Here is a 17,052-nt window from a genome sequence, read left to right as displayed (position 1 = left end):
TCAATAAGGAGAAGAATGATGGAAAAGGTAAAAGGATTCTTGAAGAAGAAGGACATTGTGTTCAGTGTCAAGAGATACGGAATAGATGCCCTGGGTGCCATGGCACAGGGATTGTTCTGCACTCTGCTGATCGGAACTATACTGAACACACTTGGCAATCAGTTTGGTGTAGGATTTCTCAAAGCGGTTGTTGCGACCGTGAATGGAACGGATTATACAGTAGGAGGTCTCGCATCTGCTATGGCAGGACCTGCGATGGCGGTGGCTATAGGATATGCACTTAATGCCCCACAGCTTGTATTGTTCTCACTGATAACAGTTGGATTTGCGGCAAATGCCCTGGGCGGCGCAGGTGGTCCTCTGGCAGTTTATTTTATTGCGGTTATCGCAACTGAGCTTGGAAAGGTTGTCTCAAAGGAGACAAAGATAGATATACTGGTGACACCTCTGGTGACCATCGGAAGTGGTGTGGCTGTGTCTGCTCTTCTTGCACCTACACTTGGTGCCATAGCCATGAAGGTCGGAGATCTCATCATGCTAGCTACAAACCTTCAGCCGTTCTGGATGGGTATTGCGGTATCAGTTCTCGTCGGTGTGGCGCTTACACTTCCGATATCATCCGCTGCGATATGCGCGGCATTTGGACTTACAGGACTGGCAGGCGGTGCTGCTGTGGCAGGATGCTGTGCACAGATGGTGGGCTTTGCGGTTATGTCATTCAGAGAGAATAAGTGGGGCGGACTGGTTTCACAGGGAATAGGAACATCCATGCTCCAGATGGGCAACATCATAAAGAACCCAAGAATCTGGATCGCACCTATAGTTACATCTGCGATCACAGGCCCTCTTGCAACATGTCTGTTCAAGCTTCAGATGAACGGAACTCCTGTATCATCAGGTATGGGTACATGTGGTCTGGTTGGACAGATCGGAGTGTACACAGGATGGATGAATGATATCGAGGCGGGAACCAAGTCAGCAGTTACAGCTATAGACTGGATTGGACTTATACTTATCTCATTTGTACTTCCTGCAGTTCTCTGTCCACTCATCAATATGGTGGTGAGAAAACTCGGCTGGGTTAAGGATGGAGATATGACTTTATCATAAATACTGGCTGAAATCCGGTGGATAAAATTATCTCCATCAGACAGAAGATAACAGAAAAAGATAAATATGGTGGGCTGAAGATTATAGAAAAATCCATGCATAGATATTGGATTAAAGAGGTCTGTGTACTTGATAAAATAGTACACAGATTTTTATTTTATAGAGTTATAAGGATAGGTTACAGACATGTTGACACTGCACAGGCTATGGTGCCAGCAGCGGATTCCCTGTATATGGTGGACGCATATAAAATCCAGTAAAATCAAGGTCTGCAACCACCGGTTGCGAGATCTGCAACTACAATTAGCTTGAATGACACCGGCATTTTCTTATAATGAAGTCATTGCAAAATTAAACATTCAGGAGGAAATGAGTATTATGAAAAAGGGAACAAGCTATATTGTAGTTGCAGCAATGGTGATGGGATTGATACTGACGGGTTGTGGTGGAAGTGACAATTCTGACACTACAGCAGCCAGCGCTACGACAGAGTCTGTGACAGAAGTAGCAACAGAGGAGCAGGATACTGAGATCCAGGACACAGCGGATGATACTGAGGATAGTTCGGTCGCCATTGATGAGGAGGACACAGCGGAAGATACAGAGGACAGTGAAGAGGCAGAGGCTGATCCTTCAATAGTAGGTGTATACACCAAGAATGGTTATGAGAATTCGTATTTTGGATTTAAGATCAACCTTGAAGGAAGCTATGGAATTCAGACAAGAGGTTCATTACTGTCTGCTACCGATATCTCTGAGGTTGTGGAGGATTCCAATAGCAATGAGACTGTGCAGAGGGCATTGGATAATCTGGATAATAGCTTTACGGTAGGAAACGATTATGCATTCTGTGCAAATGATGGTACACACTATATTCTGCTCAAAATAAAGTCCCCTAAGGGTGGCGGAAATTACGGTTATGATGTGTGGGCTGATGAGGAGACAGTAGCAAAGGCAACTGTTGCTCAGATGGATACTGTTGTTACATCTACAGCAAGTAGAATTGGTGCTGAAGCAAGCAATATCGAGACTGGTTATTCCAAGTGTACAGTATTTGGTGAAGAGCATTACATATGTACAGCAACGGCTGATATGTCCGGAACAGAGTACTCTCTGACAAATGTAATAGTAAGATCAGATGACGGAAAGTACGCGATGACAATAGCCATAGAGACTCTTGGAGACAGAAATTATCAGGATATTCTGGATAACATGTTCAGTCCATTATAAATTTTAGAACTTTACTTTTTTAAGAACAGAAAGTATAATACACATCGAAAGCGAGTGGCAAAGATTGCGTAAATCCAGTTTTGTCACTCGCTTTTTATGTGTATATAAAAAATTTTCTAGTGTGTAGCTTTTCAGCGTAAGTCCAACTAACTTAGGCGGTCAGGCAGATGTATCACTGATATGGTGGGCATTCCCGATCACGGGGATCGTGTCGTGCGTGGTGGGAACGATGCTGCTTAGAAGGAAAATTTGTAATATTGAAATATTTAAGTGCAAATGATATAACTACTTCTGCCCTGCGCCTTTCATCATTGACTTAAATGTCAGCAGGAATGTCGCGCCGCAGGAGAAGGCGGATACTATGTCGCTGATAGGCTCGGCGTAGTAAATGCTCATGACTGAGTGTGTGCAGTATGGCAGGATGATCGCGAGTGGGATTATCAGTATGACCTTTCTCAGCAGTGCAAATATAAGGGATTTGCCTGCCTGACCCATGGATATGAAGGACTGCTGACATCCGTTCTGTATGCCAAAGAACATCATTCCGAATATGTATATCGGAAGAACCTTTGCACAGAGTGCTTTGAGGGATTCATCCGAGGTAAATATTCCGGCAGCCATAGACGGGAACAGGAATGCTGCGCCGGCCAGGACAAATGACACTATGATGGACATGGTTATCAGTATGGTACATGTCTTCTTCACTCTGGCTACATTGCCCTTGCCGTAGTTGTAGCTGATGATGGGCTGGACTCCCTGTGAGAAGCCGCTCATCGGGATAAATATAATCTGCATGATACTCTGAAGTATGGTGAACGATCCCACGTACAGGTCATCGCCGTACTTCTGGAGTCCATGTGTGAACACGATGGTTATAAGGCTCTCCGTGACCTGCATGATAAATGGTGACACACCGAGAGCTGCGATGGACAGTATCAATTTGCCCTGCGGGCGCATCATCTGCGCTGATATGCGAAGACTAGCCTTGTCGGATGTCAGAAATCTGATAACCCATGCCGCGCTTATCGCTTGGGATATGACGGTTGCTATGGCCGCACCCTTGATTCCGAGGTTCAGTGCAAATATGAATATCGGATCGAGAATGATGTTGCATATCGCACCTATGAGTACTGAAGCCATGGCTGTCTTTGCCTGCCCCTGGGCTGTGATAAATGTGTTCAGTCCGGTGGTGATCATGACAAATATAGTGCCTATAAGGTAAATGCTCAGATAGTCATCGGCATGTGGATAGGTGGCATCGCTGGCACCGAAGAAATACAGAAGCGGCTTCTTCAATGTGTAGATGACAGCCATAACAATAACTGTAAATATGATGAGCAGGGTTACGCCATTTGACAGGATGCGCTGTGCCTTGTCCCTGTCGCCTTTACCAAGAGCAATGGAAGCCAGAGGTGCTCCGCCCGCGCCCACGAACACGCTGAATGCACTTACAAGGGTGATGATCGGGAGACACAGTCCGATTCCTGTGAGGGATGCTGCGCCTATCTCCGGGATATGTCCTATGTATATTCTGTCCACTATGTTGTATAAGAGATTGATGAGCTGCGCCACAAATGTCGGAATGCCCATGGAGAGCATAAGTTTAAATATCGGCGCCGTGCCCATCCTCTCTTCGGAATTTGAAGAAATTGTACTTGTGTTCATAACTACTCCTTAATGTTGATAACTTTATAAAATCTGCTGAAAACTTCGTCGCTCATCATGGGGACGGAGATACCTGTCCCCTCCGTCCCCTAGGATATTTCAGTTGGGTGAAGTAGTCAATCAGGAAATAATTAAGAAAGTATAAAATAAATGATAAGTGGAAAAAGTCCAGTAAATATGCGGCAAACAGTAAAAAACAAGTGAAAATATGGCAGAAACTTGAAAATTTAATCTTGACAAATTTACTAGGAAAGCGCATTATGGTTACAGATATAAGATAAACCGTTGATCAAGAGGAGTAGCGGCATATAACATGTTCAGAGAGTTGCAGGTGGTGTGATTGCAGCGATGGGAGTGCAGGTGAATGGACTTGTGAGGGCAAACCGAAAGATTTGAGATTCAAGTAGGGGAGACGGAGACCTACCGTTATAGAAGGTACATATATGATTGTATATGGTCGAGGGCATCGATATATATAAATATATATAAATTATTTATATATATTTTTTTTTATTTATTGATGAAATTAGGTGGCACCGCAGGAGATTAGATTTCTTGTCCTAATGTTAGTAGGATAAGGAATTTTTTTTATGTCCTGTGGTGCTTTTTTAGTTTGCAGAAAGACATGTGACATTTGATAGATCCTTTGACGATAGCCTGATAGACATATATGAAAGAGATGAGCACAGGGAAATTTATTGAATGCATGATAGTGTTCAAAAATAAGGAGGATGAGACATGATAAGACCAGAACTTAGCGAGGCAAAGAAATATGCGGCAGACGGATACAGGATGGTTCCGGTGTGCTGTGAGATGTTATCGGATGTGATCACACCTATCAACTTACTCAGAAAGCTGAAAGCGGCAAATGAGCACTGTTACATACTTGAGAGCGTGGAGAATCAGGAGGTGTGGGGACGGTACACATTTCTTGGTTACAATCCGAAGCTTGATGTCACATGCATGAATGGGCACATACAGCTCAAGGATATAGATGGAAATGTGATAAAGGAAGCGGACGATATTCATCCTGAGGTATTCATCAGAGAGATACTCAAGGATTACAGGAGTCCGAAGATAGAAGGACTTCCAACATTTACAGGAGGTTTTGTCGGTTACTTCTCATATGATTACATAAAGTACAGTGAGAAGAAGCTTGTGATCGATGCCGAGGATGATGAAGGATTCCAGGATCTTGATCTGATGTTATTTGACAAGGTCATTGCATTTGACAATTTCAAGTCAAAGCTGATTCTCATTGCAAATGCTGACACGTCCGATATAGAAGCCGGATATGCAAATGCACTTGCTGATATAGAAGATATGAAGAAGCTCATCCTCGATGGAGAGATGGCGGAGATAGAGCCGGTTAAGATGAAGAGTGATTTCAAGCCGCTGTTTGACAAAGAGAAGTATTGCAGCATGGTTGAGAGGGCAAAGAGGTACATATTCGAGGGAGATATCTTCCAGGTGGTTCTGTCCAACAGACTTGAGGCTGAGATGGAGGGATCGCTGTTCAACACGTACAGGATTCTCAGAAGCACAAATCCTTCTCCGTATATGTTCTACTTCAGCGGCGACCAGATAGAGGTTGCGGGCGCATCGCCTGAGACACTGGTAAAGCTTGAAAATGGCATGCTTCACACATTTCCACTTGCTGGAACGAGACCAAGGGGAAAGACAAAGGAAGAGGATATGAGACTTGAGGCCGGACTTATGGCGGATGAGAAGGAGCTGGCGGAGCACAACATGCTGGTGGATCTCGGAAGAAATGATCTTGGCAAGATAAGCAAGTTCGGAACTGTTGAGGTTGAGCAGTACATGAAGGTTCAGAGGTACTCACATGTAATGCATATAGGTTCAACAGTCAGGGGGGAGATCGACGACAGCAGATACGATGAGCTGTCAGCCGTGGATGCGGTACTTCCGGCCGGAACCCTCTCAGGAGCACCGAAGATCAGAGCGTGTCAGATCATCAACGAGCTGGAGGACAACAAGAGAGGAATATATGGCGGTGCCATAGGATACATAGATTTCACAGGGAATCTTGATACATGTATAGCCATAAGGATCGCATACAAAAAGGGTGACAAGGTATTTGTCAGATCGGGAGCGGGAATTGTAGCAGACAGTGTTCCGGCAAATGAGTTCCAGGAATGTATCAACAAGGCAAAGGCAGTTACGACAGCACTCACAATGAGCCAAGATATATCATAAGGAGGACCCGCATGCGGGAGATTCCTTGTGATAATGCATGCGCCGCGCGGAGCGCCTTTCATGCGAATGCACAATAAAAATAAGGAGGACCCGCATGCGGGAGATTCCTTGTGATAATGCATGCGCCGCGCGGAGCGCCTTTCATGCGAATGCACAATAAAAATAAGGAGGACCCGCATGCGGGAGATTCCTTATGATAATGCATGCGCCGCGCGGAGCGCCTTTCATGCGCATGCACAATACATATAAGGAGGACAAAATATATGACAATACTTATAGACAATTACGACAGCTTCTCCTACAACCTGTATCAGCTTGTGGGGGCAATAAATCCGGATATAAAGGTCATAAGAAATGATGAGTTCACCTGTGAGGAGATTGAAGCGATGAATCCGGATCACATAATAATCTCACCGGGACCCGGAAGACCTTCGGATGCGGGAATGTGTGAGGATGCGGTGAGATATTTTGCAGGAAAAGTACCAATCCTTGGCGTGTGTCTCGGACATCAGGCGATTTGTGAGACATATGGTGCGACAGTCACATATGCAAAGAAACTTATGCATGGAAAGATGTCGCTGGTTGATGTGGATCTGAACTGCAGATTGTTCAGAGGACTTCAGAGCAAGATACAGGTTGCCAGATATCATTCACTGGCAGCAGCAGATGAGAATTTCCCAGAATGTCTGGAGGTCACAGCAAGAACGGAGGATGGAGAGATCATGGCAGTAAAACACAGGGATCACGAGGTGTACGGAGTTCAGTTCCATCCGGAGTCGATATTGACACCGAAGGGCAAGATAATGCTCAGGAATTTTTTAGAGATATAAAATAAGGAGGATATGGCGATGATACAGGAAACTCTTAAGAAGGTAGCAGCAGGACAGGATCTTACATACGATGAGGCATATGCCAGCATGGATGAAATATTCAGCGGCCAGGTGCCGGGAGAGACAACGGCGGGATATCTCACAGCGCTTCACATGAAGGGCGAGACGCTTGACGAGATAACAGCCAGTGCAAATGGAATGAGAGACCATGCGGAGTCACTTCCGCATGACGGAATAGATGTTCTTGAGATCGTGGGAACAGGCGGTGATTGTGCGAATTCATTTAACATATCGACAACGAGTGGTATAGTTGCAGCAGCGGCCGGAGTACCGATCGCAAAGCACGGCAACAGAAGCGTATCGAGCAAGAGTGGAGCAGCGGATGTACTTGAGGCTCTTGGTGTAAATATCTCCATATCACCTGAAAAGATGGGCAAGGTTCTTGCTGAGTGCAACATGAGCTTTATGTTTGCCCAGGTTTATCACAAGGCGATGAAATATGCAGGCCCGGTCAGAAAGGCACTTGGAATACCGACAGTATTCAATATCCTTGGACCTCTCACCAACCCGGCAAAGGCTCAGATGCAGATCATGGGAGTATACAAGGAGGAGCTTGTTGATCAGATGGCTCCTGTACTTGTTGGTCTTGGCGTAAAACGGGGACTTGTCGTATATGGACAGGATTGTCTGGATGAGATATCCATGAGCGCACCTACAATAGTTGCAGAGATCAAAGATGGCGTGATCACAAAGTACGAGATCAAGCCAGAGGATTTCGGATTTGAGAGATGCAGCAAGGAGGATCTGGTGGGCGGCGGTCCTGAGGAAAACGCGCAGATTACCCGCGATATCCTGTCAGGCAAGATCAAAGGAGCTAAGAGAAATGCAGTTGTACTGAACGCAGCAGCTTGTATCTACATCGCAGGCAAGGCAGACTCCATAGCGGATGGAATAAAGGTAGCAGAGGACATGATCGACAGTGGCAAGGCTGCTGAGACGCTTGATGCATTTGTAAGACTGACAAATGAGTAGATAAGTTTCATCGCAAACTGTGATAGAAGGTTGTATAGAGAGGTAAGAGATGATATTAGATGAGATAGCTGCAAAGACAAAGGAACGTGTGGCAGAACAGAAGAAAAGGGTTCCTCTTGAGGAGATGAAGAGACAGGCACTTGATATAGTTGCCAGAGAGACGAATAACGGCAGCAACCCATATAGTAAGTTCCCATTTAGGGATAATCTGGCGGCAAATGGAATATCGTTTATTTGTGAGGTCAAGAAGGCATCACCTTCCAAGGGACTTATCGCACCGGACTTTCCTTATGTTGAGATCGCAAAGGAATATGAGGCGGCGGGAGCTTCAGCCATATCGGTGCTCACTGAGCCGTTTTATTTCCAGGGAAGCAATCAGTTCCTGATGGATATAAAGAAGGAGGTAAATATACCGCTGCTGAGGAAGGATTTCACAGTTGACGAGTATATGATATATGAGGCAAAGGTCATAGGAGCCTCGGCGGTGCTTTTGATTTGCGCAATACTGGATGACGAGCAGCTTGCCTCATATCTTCGGCTTGCGCATGAACTTGGGATGTCGGCTCTGGTTGAGGCTCACGATGAGGATGAGGTCAGACGGGCGATAGCCTGCGGAGCAGGCATCATCGGAGTGAACAACAGAGATCTCAGAACATTTACGGTGGACATCATGAACAGCGTTCGTCTAAGAATGCTGATACCGGATACGGTGCCAGCCACCTATATGGGGACGGAGGTACCTGTCCCCTCCGTCCCTCAGAAGATGGTGTATGTGTCTGAGAGTGGAATCAAGACAAAGGAGGACATAGACAGGCTTAAGGCAAATGGAACTGATGCGGTGCTCATAGGCGAGACTTTTATGAGAAGTCCTGACAAGAAGAAGTTGTTTGCGGAATTGAAGGGCGAGTAAGAAGTATTCAGGCTCATCTGAAAAAGCAATGTAGAGAACGAAATATAATATGTTTGATTGCTATACTATATAGAAGAAACACAATACAAAAGTGTAGAAATACATTTGAAAATACATCTGAAAAGAACAAACAGGAGGAAAAACATATGTCAAAAGGCAGATTTGGCGTTCACGGCGGCCAGTACATTCCAGAGACTCTGATGAATGCGATGCTGGAGCTGGAGGAGGCTTACAAGAAATATAAGGATGATCCGGAGTTCAACAGAGAACTCACGGAGATGCTCAACGAGTATGCGGGAAGACCTAGCAGACTTTACTATGCGGAGAGAATGACAAAGAATCTGGGCGGTGCAAAGATCTACCTCAAGAGAGAGGATCTGAACCACACAGGAGCGCACAAGATCAACAACGTAATCGGACAGATGCTCCTTGCCAAGAGAATGGGCAAGACAAGAGTTATCGCGGAGACCGGTGCCGGACAGCACGGTGTTGCAACAGCTACAGTTGCAGCCATGATGGGCATGGAGTGTGAGATATACATGGGCGAGGAGGACACGATCAGACAGGCTCTCAACGTGTACAGAATGAGACTCCTGGGCGCAAAGGTTCATCCGGTAAAGACTGGAACAGCCACACTGAAGGATGCGGTATCTGAGGCATTCCGTGAGTGGACAAGCAGGATCGATGATACACACTATGTACTCGGCTCAGTCATGGGACCATATCCTTTCCCTGAGATCGTCCGTGATTTCCAGGCTGTGATCAGTAAAGAGATCAAGGCACAGCTCATGGAGAAGGAGGGAAGACTCCCTGATGTCGTCATGGCATGTGTGGGCGGCGGTTCAAATGCCATCGGAGCTTTCTACGATTTCATACCTGACGAGAGCGTCAGGCTGATCGGCTGTGAGGCAGCAGGCAGAGGCGTTGATACATTCGAGACTGCAGCAACCATCGCAACCGGAAAGCTTGGTATATTCCACGGCATGAAGTCTTACTTCTGTCAGGATGAATTTGGCCAGATCGCACCTGTATATTCGATCTCAGCGGGACTTGACTACCCGGGAATCGGACCTGAGCATGCATACCTTCACGATATCGGACGTGCAGAGTATGTGGCGATCACAGATGACGAGGCAGTTGATGCATTTGAGTATCTGTCAAGGATTGAGGGAATCATCCCTGCGATAGAGAGCGCCCACGCTGTGGCTTACGCCATGAAGCTGGCACCTACAATGGATAAGGATAAAATAATAGTGATCAATGTATCAGGACGTGGCGACAAGGACGTAGCAGCCATCGCAAGATACAGAGGGGAGGATCTTCATGAGTAATATAGCAAAAGCATTTGAGCATGGAAAAGCATTTATACCATTTGTGACATGTGGCGATCCGTCGATGGATGTGACAGAGGAGGTAGTATACGCAATGGTTGAGGCTGGTGCAGACCTCATCGAGTTGGGAATCCCATTCTCAGACCCGACAGCCGAGGGCCCGGTCATTCAGGGCGCAAATATAAGAGCACTTGCAGGCGGCGTCACGACAGACAAGGTATTTGACCTTGTGAGAAAGCTCCGCAAGAAAGTGACGATACCTATGGTGTTCATGACATATGCAAATGTCGTGTTCTCGTATGGTTCGGAGAGATTCATCAGCACATGCAAGGAGATCGGCATAGACGGTCTGATCCTTCCTGACATTCCTTACGAGGAGAAGGATGAGTTTGACGGGATATGCAAGCAGTATGATGTGGATCTCATTTCACTCATCGCACCTACATCCCATGAGAGAATATCCATGATCGCAAATGATGCGAGTGGATTTGTGTATTGCGTGTCATCACTCGGTGTAACTGGAACAAGAACCAAGATCACCACAGACATAGGAGCCATGGTCGATCTGGTGAAGAAGGCGAAGGACATCCCTTGCGCTGTAGGTTTCGGAATATCCACACCTGAGCAGGCAAAGCAGATGGCGGAGAAGTCAGACGGTGTCATCGTCGGTTCAGCCATCGTCAAGCTGTGTGCCCAGTACGGCAAGGACTGTGTGCCTTATGTGAGAGATTATGTGAAGAGTATGAAGGATGCGATGCGATAAGGTAGGAAATTATAGATACTAATTTGGGTATGCATTTGTGGATGCATATTTAAGAGAGTCGGAGAAATCTGGCTCTCTTGTGTTTTATAGATATATTTATAAATATGTTGACTCCTCAGTTAGTTTTTGATATAACATATACATCAGCGATTGCTGATACCCATAATGAAAATTGAATAATTCATAGTAGAAGAGTTGGAGAACATGATGAGTAGCAAGTGCTATAAGTCTGCGATCATGACTCTTTTTTTGTTGCCTTTCGGGCATGGGTCAGATTGCAAATGACAAATTAATATGCATCTGCCCAGTGACCGGGGCAGCAAAGAATACGGACACAGCGACTGTCATCGGCTGAAGAATGACAGACCAAGGAGCAGGCACCATGGAGGTGTGAGCTGGTGAAGCTCTTGACAACTTATAGATACAGTTTAGATTTGTTTTGATTTTTTCATTATGGAGGTAACGATATGAGATATTCATTTACAGAAAAGACATCACATAGACAGCAGGAGACAGCATACATGCTTTACATGATCATCGGCAGCTATTTTCACAGATGCAGCTGCAGATCAAAGGCGTTGGAGGAGAATCTCTTTCTTTATTATAAGGAGCTTCAGGAGAAGAAACAGGTGGAGAAGGAGAGGCAGATCATCAAAGTAAGCGAGGGAGTGTTGAAAGACAACATTGTGGATCTGGCGGAGATGAATGCTGAGGCGGTTATCTCAAAGGTAAATGATCTGTATATCCTTAGCTTTTATACAGGATTTGAGAGAGTCGTGGTGACTGTTGATGAGAAAGGCTGCTATGAGATAAGCCTGGGTAGGGATGAACTAGCGGCATAGAAGGTGTTGTGAGCAAACAGCTGAAGTATAGTGGCAGTTGTTCAGGGGATAAATAAACTTGAGCAACTGCCGTGTTTTTACTTGATATGGGAACTAATGTTCGATATAATAGATGCAGGCTTTAGCCTAGAGTAGGAGACTTTTATGGATCATTTTGAATTGGTATCGGAATATAAGCCCACCGGAGATCAGCCGGAGGCAATAGAAAAATTGGTAAAGGGTTTTCAGGAAGGCAATCAGTTCGAGACGCTGCTCGGTGTAACCGGATCTGGTAAGACATTTACCATGGCGAATGTCATACAGCAGCTGAATAAGCCTACTTTGGTTCTTGCACATAACAAGACTTTGGCGGCGCAGCTTTATGGAGAGATGAAGGAATTTTTTCCGAATAATGCAGTGGAGTATTTTGTTTCATACTATGATTATTACCAGCCGGAGGCATATGTTGCGTCTACGGATACTTATATTGCAAAGGATTCATCTATAAATGATGATATTGACCGTATGAGGCATAGTGCAACAGCGGCGCTTATAGACAGGAAGGACGTCATCGTGGTTGCGTCTGTATCGTGTATATATGGTATCGGTGATCCGGACGAGTATAGGAATCAGATGCTCTCATTCAGAGTGGGCATGATAAAGGACAGGGATCAGGTCATCGATGAGCTGACAGATATACAGTATGACAGGAATGATATGGATCTGCAGAGAGGTACATTTAGGGTGCGTGGGGATGTGCTGGAGATCATTCCTGTGTCTACATTTGATGATGGAATAAGGATAGAATTCTTCGGAGATGAGATAGATAGGATCACGGAATTTGACCCGCTCACCGGAGAGGGAAAGAGGGATCTGACATACACTTGTCTGTTCCCGGCGTCCCACTATGTGGTTGGACAGGAGAAGATGGAGAAGGCACTGAAGAGGATAGAGGCAGAACTCAAGGACAGAGTTGCGTATTTCAAGTCAAAGGATAAACTCATTGAGGCCCAGCGTATCGAGGAGAGAACTAACTTTGACATGGAGATGATGCGGGAGACTGGATTTTGTTCTGGAATAGAGAATTATTCAGGACCTCTGGCTGGCAGATCAGCTGGGGAGACACCGAGCACATTGCTGGATTTCTTTGGTGATGACTTCCTTCTTATTATAGATGAGTCGCATATGACAGTGCCGCAGGTTGGTGCTATGTATTCGGGAGACCGTTCACGTAAGATGAATCTGGTGGACTATGGCTTCAGGCTTCCGTCGGCACTTGACAACAGACCTCTCAATTTCTCAGAATTTGAGCAGAAGCTGGATCAGGTCATGTTCGTATCTGCCACACCAGGCAAATACGAGGAAGAACACCAGATGCTCATGGCTGAACAGATCATCAGACCTACGGGACTTCTTGATCCGCCGGTTGAGGTCAGACCGGTTGAGGGACAGATAGACGATCTGCTCAAAGAGGTCCGCAAGGAGACTGAGCAGGGACACAAGGTGCTTGTAACTACTCTTACAAAACGTATGGCTGAGGACCTCACCAGCTATATGAGGGATAATGATATAAAGGTAAAATATCTGCACTCGGATATAGATACTATGGAGAGAGTTGAGATAGTGAGAGATCTCCGTCTTGGTGTGTTCGACGTGCTTGTTGGAATCAACCTTCTGAGAGAGGGACTTGATATACCGGAGATCACTTTGGTGGCAATACTGGATGCTGACAAGGAAGGTTTCCTGAGATCGGAGACATCGCTCATCCAGACCATAGGAAGAGCAGCCCGAAATGTAGATGGACATGTCATCATGTATGCGGACACTATTACGGGTTCTATGAAGTATGCCCTAGATGAGACGAGCAGACGTCGTGAGATACAGCAGAAGTATAATGAGGAACATGGAATAACCCCTAAGACTATAGAGAAGAGCATAAGGGATCTCATAACCATAGAGGTGAAGAAGGAGGAGCTTCCAGATGAGGATAAGGACGCTGAGTCCATGACGAAGAAGGAGCTTCAGAAGGTTATTGCCAAGCTGACCAAGAAGATGAATATGGCGGCAGCAGACCTCAACTTTGAGGTGGCGGCGGAGATCAGAGATCAGCTCAAGGTGTACAAGGCGGCACTCAGAGATTATGATAAGGACTGAAATATAAATAATAAAGAGAAAAGGTTAGATCAAGATGGAAGACAATAAGAATTATGAACGCAGTGAGCATCTGGAGGATATAACGGATGCGAGCATGAAGGATGATTATTTCAACGCCAGCAGGAATATTGATAGGAAGTATATAACTATTGAGGGCGCACGTGAAAATAATCTAAAGAATATCAATGTCAAGATTCCAAGGGACAAATTTGTCGTCGTGACAGGACTTTCGGGATCAGGTAAGTCTTCACTGGCATTTGACACGATATATGCGGAGGGACAGAGACGATACATGGAGTCTCTGTCCTCCTATGCGAGACAGTTCCTTGGACAGGCTGAGAAGCCGGACGTGGACAAGATAGAGGGACTTTCCCCTGCAATCTCCATAGATCAGAAGTCAACAAACAGAAATCCTCGATCTACAGTTGGTACTGTCACAGAGATATACGACTATTTTAGACTTCTATATGCAAGAGTGGGAATACCACACTGTCCGAACTGCGGCAAGGTCATAAGCAGACAGACGGTTGACCAGATGGTGGATGAGATCATGAAGCTTCCAGAGAGGACAAAGTTCATGGTGCTTGCGCCTGTGGTCAGAGGCCGAAAGGGAGAGCATGTAAAGCTTCTTGAGAAGGCAAAGAAGAGCGGATTTGTCAGAGTGGTTGTCGATGGAAGTATGTATGAGCTGTCAGAGGAGATAAAACTTGATAAGAATAAGAAACACAGCATAGATATAGTTGTAGATCGTCTGGTTGTCAGACAGGATGTGGAGCGTCGACTCACGGATTCCATAGAGACAGCCCTTCAGCTCGCAGAAGGTCTTATGAAGATAGAGGTGATCGGGGAGAGGGATGAGAACGGTGTTCAGAAGGAGAATGCTGTCATCAATTTTTCAGACAGCTTTTCATGTCCGGATTGCGGAATCAGCATAGATGAGATAGAGCCGAGAAGCTTTTCGTTCAACAATCCATTTGGCGCATGCCCGACATGTGCAGGTCTTGGCTTCAAGATGGAATTTGATCCGGATCTTATGATACCCGATCAGAGTCTGTCTATAAATGATGGAGCCATTGTGGTACTTGGATGGCAGTCATGCAATGATGGCAAGAGCTATTCAAATGCAATACTCAAGGCACTCGGTAAGGAATATGGGTTCTCTCTGGATACACCATTTCAGGATTACCCACAGGATATAAAAGATCTCTTATTATATGGAAAGAACTCTCGCCCAGTTAAGGTGTACTATAAGGGACAGCGCGGTGAAGGCGTGTATGACATAACATTTGAAGGACTTCTGAAGAGTGTCGCAAGAAGATACAGGGAGACATCTGCTGAGTCTACTAAGGCTGAGTATGAGACATTCATGACTATAACTCCGTGTGAGGTTTGCGGTGGCAAGAGACTTAAGCCCACAGCCCTTGCTGTTACAGTTGGAGATAAGAATATTGCTGAACTTACAGAGCTTCCTATCACAGAACTTGCAAAATTCATGAAAGAGCTGGAGCTCACGGACAGACAGAAGATGATAGGCGCAGCTATACTCAAGGAGATCAGGTCAAGATTGCATTTTCTTATAGACGTGGGTCTTGACTATCTGTGCCTGAGCAGGGGTACAAGCACGCTCTCAGGAGGTGAGGCGCAGAGAATTAGACTTGCAACGCAGATAGGTTCAGGTCTGGTGGGTGTTGCGTATATTCTTGACGAGCCGAGTATCGGACTTCATCAGAGGGATAATGACAAGCTCATAGCTGCTCTCAAGAATCTGAGAGACCTTGGAAATACTCTGATCGTTGTCGAGCATGACGAGGACACTATGAGGGCTGCGGATCACATCATAGATATAGGACCGGGAGCCGGTGCAAATGGTGGATATGTGGTTGCAGAGGGAACCGCAGAGGATATCATGAAGTGCGAGAATTCTATCACCGGTGACTACTTAAGTGGCAGGAAGAAGATAGAGGTTCCGGATGTGAGGAGAAAGCCAACTGGATGGCTCACTGTCAAGAATGCTTATGAGAACAATCTCAAGCATATAGATGTGGATATACCACTTGGAATCATGACATGTGTGACGGGTGTGTCTGGTTCAGGAAAGAGTTCTCTGGTAAATGAGATCTTGTACAAGAAGCTGGCGAGAAGACTCAACAAGAGCAGGATTAAAGCAGGAAAGCACGACCATATCATTGGCTATGATGCTTTGGATAAGATTATCAATATAGACCAGTCACCTATAGGTAGAACGCCGAGGTCCAATCCGGCTACGTATACAGGTACATTTGATCTGATAAGGGATCTGTTTGCCGGAACCAAGGATGCCAAGGCAAGAGGTTACGGCAAGGGAAGATTCAGCTTCAATGTATCTGGTGGACGATGTGAGGCGTGTCGTGGAGATGGAATAATCAAGATAGAGATGCACTTCCTGCCAGATATATATGTGCCATGTGAAGTGTGCGGAGGAAAGAGATACAACAGGGAGACCCTGGAGGTCAAATACAAGGGTAAGAGTATCAATGAAGTTCTCGATATGACTGTTGATGAGGCATGTGAGTTCTTTGCAAATGTTCCGAGAATACTCAGGAAGATAGAAACGTTGCGAGATGTGGGACTAGGATATATCAGGCTTGGACAGCCATCCACCACTCTGTCAGGCGGAGAGGCACAGAGAATCAAGCTTGCAACCGAGTTGTCAAGGCGTGGAACAGGAAAGACAATATATGTACTTGATGAGCCTACCACGGGACTTCATTTTGCTGATGTTCACAGGCTTGTGGATATACTCAGGAGGCTCAGCGAGGGCGGAAATACGGTTGTTGTTATCGAACATAACCTTGACGTCATCAAGACCGCAGATTATATTATTGACATGGGACCTGAAGGAGGTGCTGGCGGTGGAACAGTCATTGCCAGAGGAACTCCGGAGGAGGTAGCAAAGATACCTCAGTCGTATACAGGACAGTATCTGAAGAGGTATCTCGGCATGTAAGGG

Annotated in this window: 13 protein-coding genes; 12 read left to right on the top strand and 1 reads right to left on the bottom strand. The window is 45.8% G+C overall.

Going from position 1 to position 17,052, the window contains the following annotated elements; genetic code table 11:
* Positions 1 to 18: 18 nt before the first annotated feature.
* The 3 genes from NQ536_RS13635 to NQ536_RS13625 all read left to right on the top strand — a co-directional run bounded on the left by NQ536_RS13635 (position 19) and on the right by NQ536_RS13625 (position 2,340).
* Positions 19 to 1,110 carry a PTS transporter subunit IIC gene (locus tag NQ536_RS13635; protein WP_044998265.1) on the top strand — a complete coding sequence of 364 codons (1,092 nt, stop codon included), beginning with the start codon at positions 19 to 21 and terminating at the stop codon, positions 1,108 to 1,110.
* Between the two features lie 17 nt (positions 1,111 to 1,127).
* A complete protein-coding gene (locus NQ536_RS13630) occupies positions 1,128 to 1,370 on the top strand; it encodes a hypothetical protein (protein ID WP_004852778.1) in 243 nt (80 codons plus the stop codon).
* A 118-nt stretch (positions 1,371 to 1,488) separates the two neighbouring features.
* Complete coding sequence (locus tag NQ536_RS13625) at positions 1,489 to 2,340, top strand: hypothetical protein (protein ID WP_022058146.1); 852 nt, start codon at positions 1,489 to 1,491, stop codon at positions 2,338 to 2,340.
* A gap of 285 nt (positions 2,341 to 2,625) precedes the next feature.
* On the opposite strand, the gene NQ536_RS13620 is transcribed toward NQ536_RS13625, so the two are convergent.
* Entirely contained in the window at positions 2,626 to 4,005 is a 1,380-nt protein-coding gene (locus tag NQ536_RS13620) for an MATE family efflux transporter (RefSeq protein ID WP_044998266.1), read from the bottom strand.
* A gap of 738 nt (positions 4,006 to 4,743) precedes the next feature.
* Between NQ536_RS13620 and NQ536_RS13615 the strand changes: the two genes are divergently transcribed.
* The 9 genes from NQ536_RS13615 (at position 4,744) to uvrA (ending at position 17,049) form a co-directional block, all read left to right on the top strand.
* Positions 4,744 to 6,222: an anthranilate synthase component I gene (locus tag NQ536_RS13615; RefSeq protein ID WP_004852785.1), complete on the top strand. Its 1,479-nt coding sequence runs from the start codon at positions 4,744 to 4,746 to the stop codon at positions 6,220 to 6,222.
* Between the two features lie 263 nt (positions 6,223 to 6,485).
* Positions 6,486 to 7,052 (top strand): anthranilate synthase component II, encoded by a 567-nt coding sequence (locus tag NQ536_RS13610; protein WP_004852786.1) that lies wholly within the window; start codon positions 6,486 to 6,488, stop codon positions 7,050 to 7,052.
* 18 nt (positions 7,053 to 7,070) lie between these two features.
* Positions 7,071 to 8,084, top strand: coding sequence for an anthranilate phosphoribosyltransferase (gene trpD / locus NQ536_RS13605; protein ID WP_044998268.1), 1,014 nt, complete (start codon positions 7,071 to 7,073; stop codon positions 8,082 to 8,084).
* A 49-nt stretch (positions 8,085 to 8,133) separates the two neighbouring features.
* On the top strand, positions 8,134 to 8,994 hold the full coding sequence (trpC, locus tag NQ536_RS13600) for an indole-3-glycerol phosphate synthase TrpC (protein ID WP_004852789.1): 861 nt from the start codon (positions 8,134 to 8,136) through the stop codon (positions 8,992 to 8,994).
* A 146-nt stretch (positions 8,995 to 9,140) separates the two neighbouring features.
* On the top strand, positions 9,141 to 10,325 hold the full coding sequence (gene trpB, locus NQ536_RS13595) for a tryptophan synthase subunit beta (protein ID WP_044998269.1): 1,185 nt from the start codon (positions 9,141 to 9,143) through the stop codon (positions 10,323 to 10,325).
* Positions 10,318 to 11,088: a tryptophan synthase subunit alpha gene (gene trpA, locus NQ536_RS13590; RefSeq protein ID WP_004852793.1), complete on the top strand. Its 771-nt coding sequence runs from the start codon at positions 10,318 to 10,320 to the stop codon at positions 11,086 to 11,088. The genes trpB and trpA overlap by 8 nt, the downstream gene beginning before the upstream one ends.
* A 467-nt stretch (positions 11,089 to 11,555) precedes the next feature.
* Positions 11,556 to 11,930: a hypothetical protein gene (locus NQ536_RS13585; RefSeq protein WP_004852796.1), complete on the top strand. Its 375-nt coding sequence runs from the start codon at positions 11,556 to 11,558 to the stop codon at positions 11,928 to 11,930.
* Between the two features lie 144 nt (positions 11,931 to 12,074).
* Positions 12,075 to 14,063 carry an excinuclease ABC subunit UvrB gene (gene uvrB / locus NQ536_RS13580; protein ID WP_004852799.1) on the top strand — a complete coding sequence of 663 codons (1,989 nt, stop codon included), beginning with the start codon at positions 12,075 to 12,077 and terminating at the stop codon, positions 14,061 to 14,063.
* Between the two features lie 94 nt (positions 14,064 to 14,157).
* On the top strand, positions 14,158 to 17,049 hold the full coding sequence (uvrA, locus tag NQ536_RS13575) for an excinuclease ABC subunit UvrA (protein ID WP_044998290.1): 2,892 nt from the start codon (positions 14,158 to 14,160) through the stop codon (positions 17,047 to 17,049).
* The last annotated feature ends 3 nt before the right edge of the window (positions 17,050 to 17,052 follow it).

The sequence above is a fragment of the Coprococcus eutactus genome, from assembly GCF_025149915.1.
Classification (GTDB): domain Bacteria; phylum Bacillota; class Clostridia; order Lachnospirales; family Lachnospiraceae; genus Coprococcus; species Coprococcus eutactus.
This window is presented reverse-complemented; position numbering and strand designations above follow the sequence as displayed.

Coding starts and splice junctions, on each gene's coding strand:
- NQ536_RS13635 (WP_044998265.1), top strand. CDS start 19: ATGGAAAAGGTAAAAGGATTCTTGAAGAAGAAGGACATTGTGTTCAGT.
- NQ536_RS13625 (WP_022058146.1), top strand. CDS start 1,489: ATGAAAAAGGGAACAAGCTATATTGTAGTTGCAGCAATGGTGATGGGA.
- NQ536_RS13620 (WP_044998266.1), bottom strand. CDS start 4,005: ATGAACACAAGTACAATTTCTTCAAATTCCGAAGAGAGGATGGGCACG.
- NQ536_RS13615 (WP_004852785.1), top strand. CDS start 4,744: ATGATAAGACCAGAACTTAGCGAGGCAAAGAAATATGCGGCAGACGGA.
- NQ536_RS13610 (WP_004852786.1), top strand. CDS start 6,486: ATGACAATACTTATAGACAATTACGACAGCTTCTCCTACAACCTGTAT.
- trpD (WP_044998268.1), top strand. CDS start 7,071: ATGATACAGGAAACTCTTAAGAAGGTAGCAGCAGGACAGGATCTTACA.
- trpC (WP_004852789.1), top strand. CDS start 8,134: ATGATATTAGATGAGATAGCTGCAAAGACAAAGGAACGTGTGGCAGAA.
- trpB (WP_044998269.1), top strand. CDS start 9,141: ATGTCAAAAGGCAGATTTGGCGTTCACGGCGGCCAGTACATTCCAGAG.
- trpA (WP_004852793.1), top strand. CDS start 10,318: ATGAGTAATATAGCAAAAGCATTTGAGCATGGAAAAGCATTTATACCA.
- NQ536_RS13585 (WP_004852796.1), top strand. CDS start 11,556: ATGAGATATTCATTTACAGAAAAGACATCACATAGACAGCAGGAGACA.
- uvrB (WP_004852799.1), top strand. CDS start 12,075: ATGGATCATTTTGAATTGGTATCGGAATATAAGCCCACCGGAGATCAG.
- uvrA (WP_044998290.1), top strand. CDS start 14,158: ATGAAGGATGATTATTTCAACGCCAGCAGGAATATTGATAGGAAGTAT.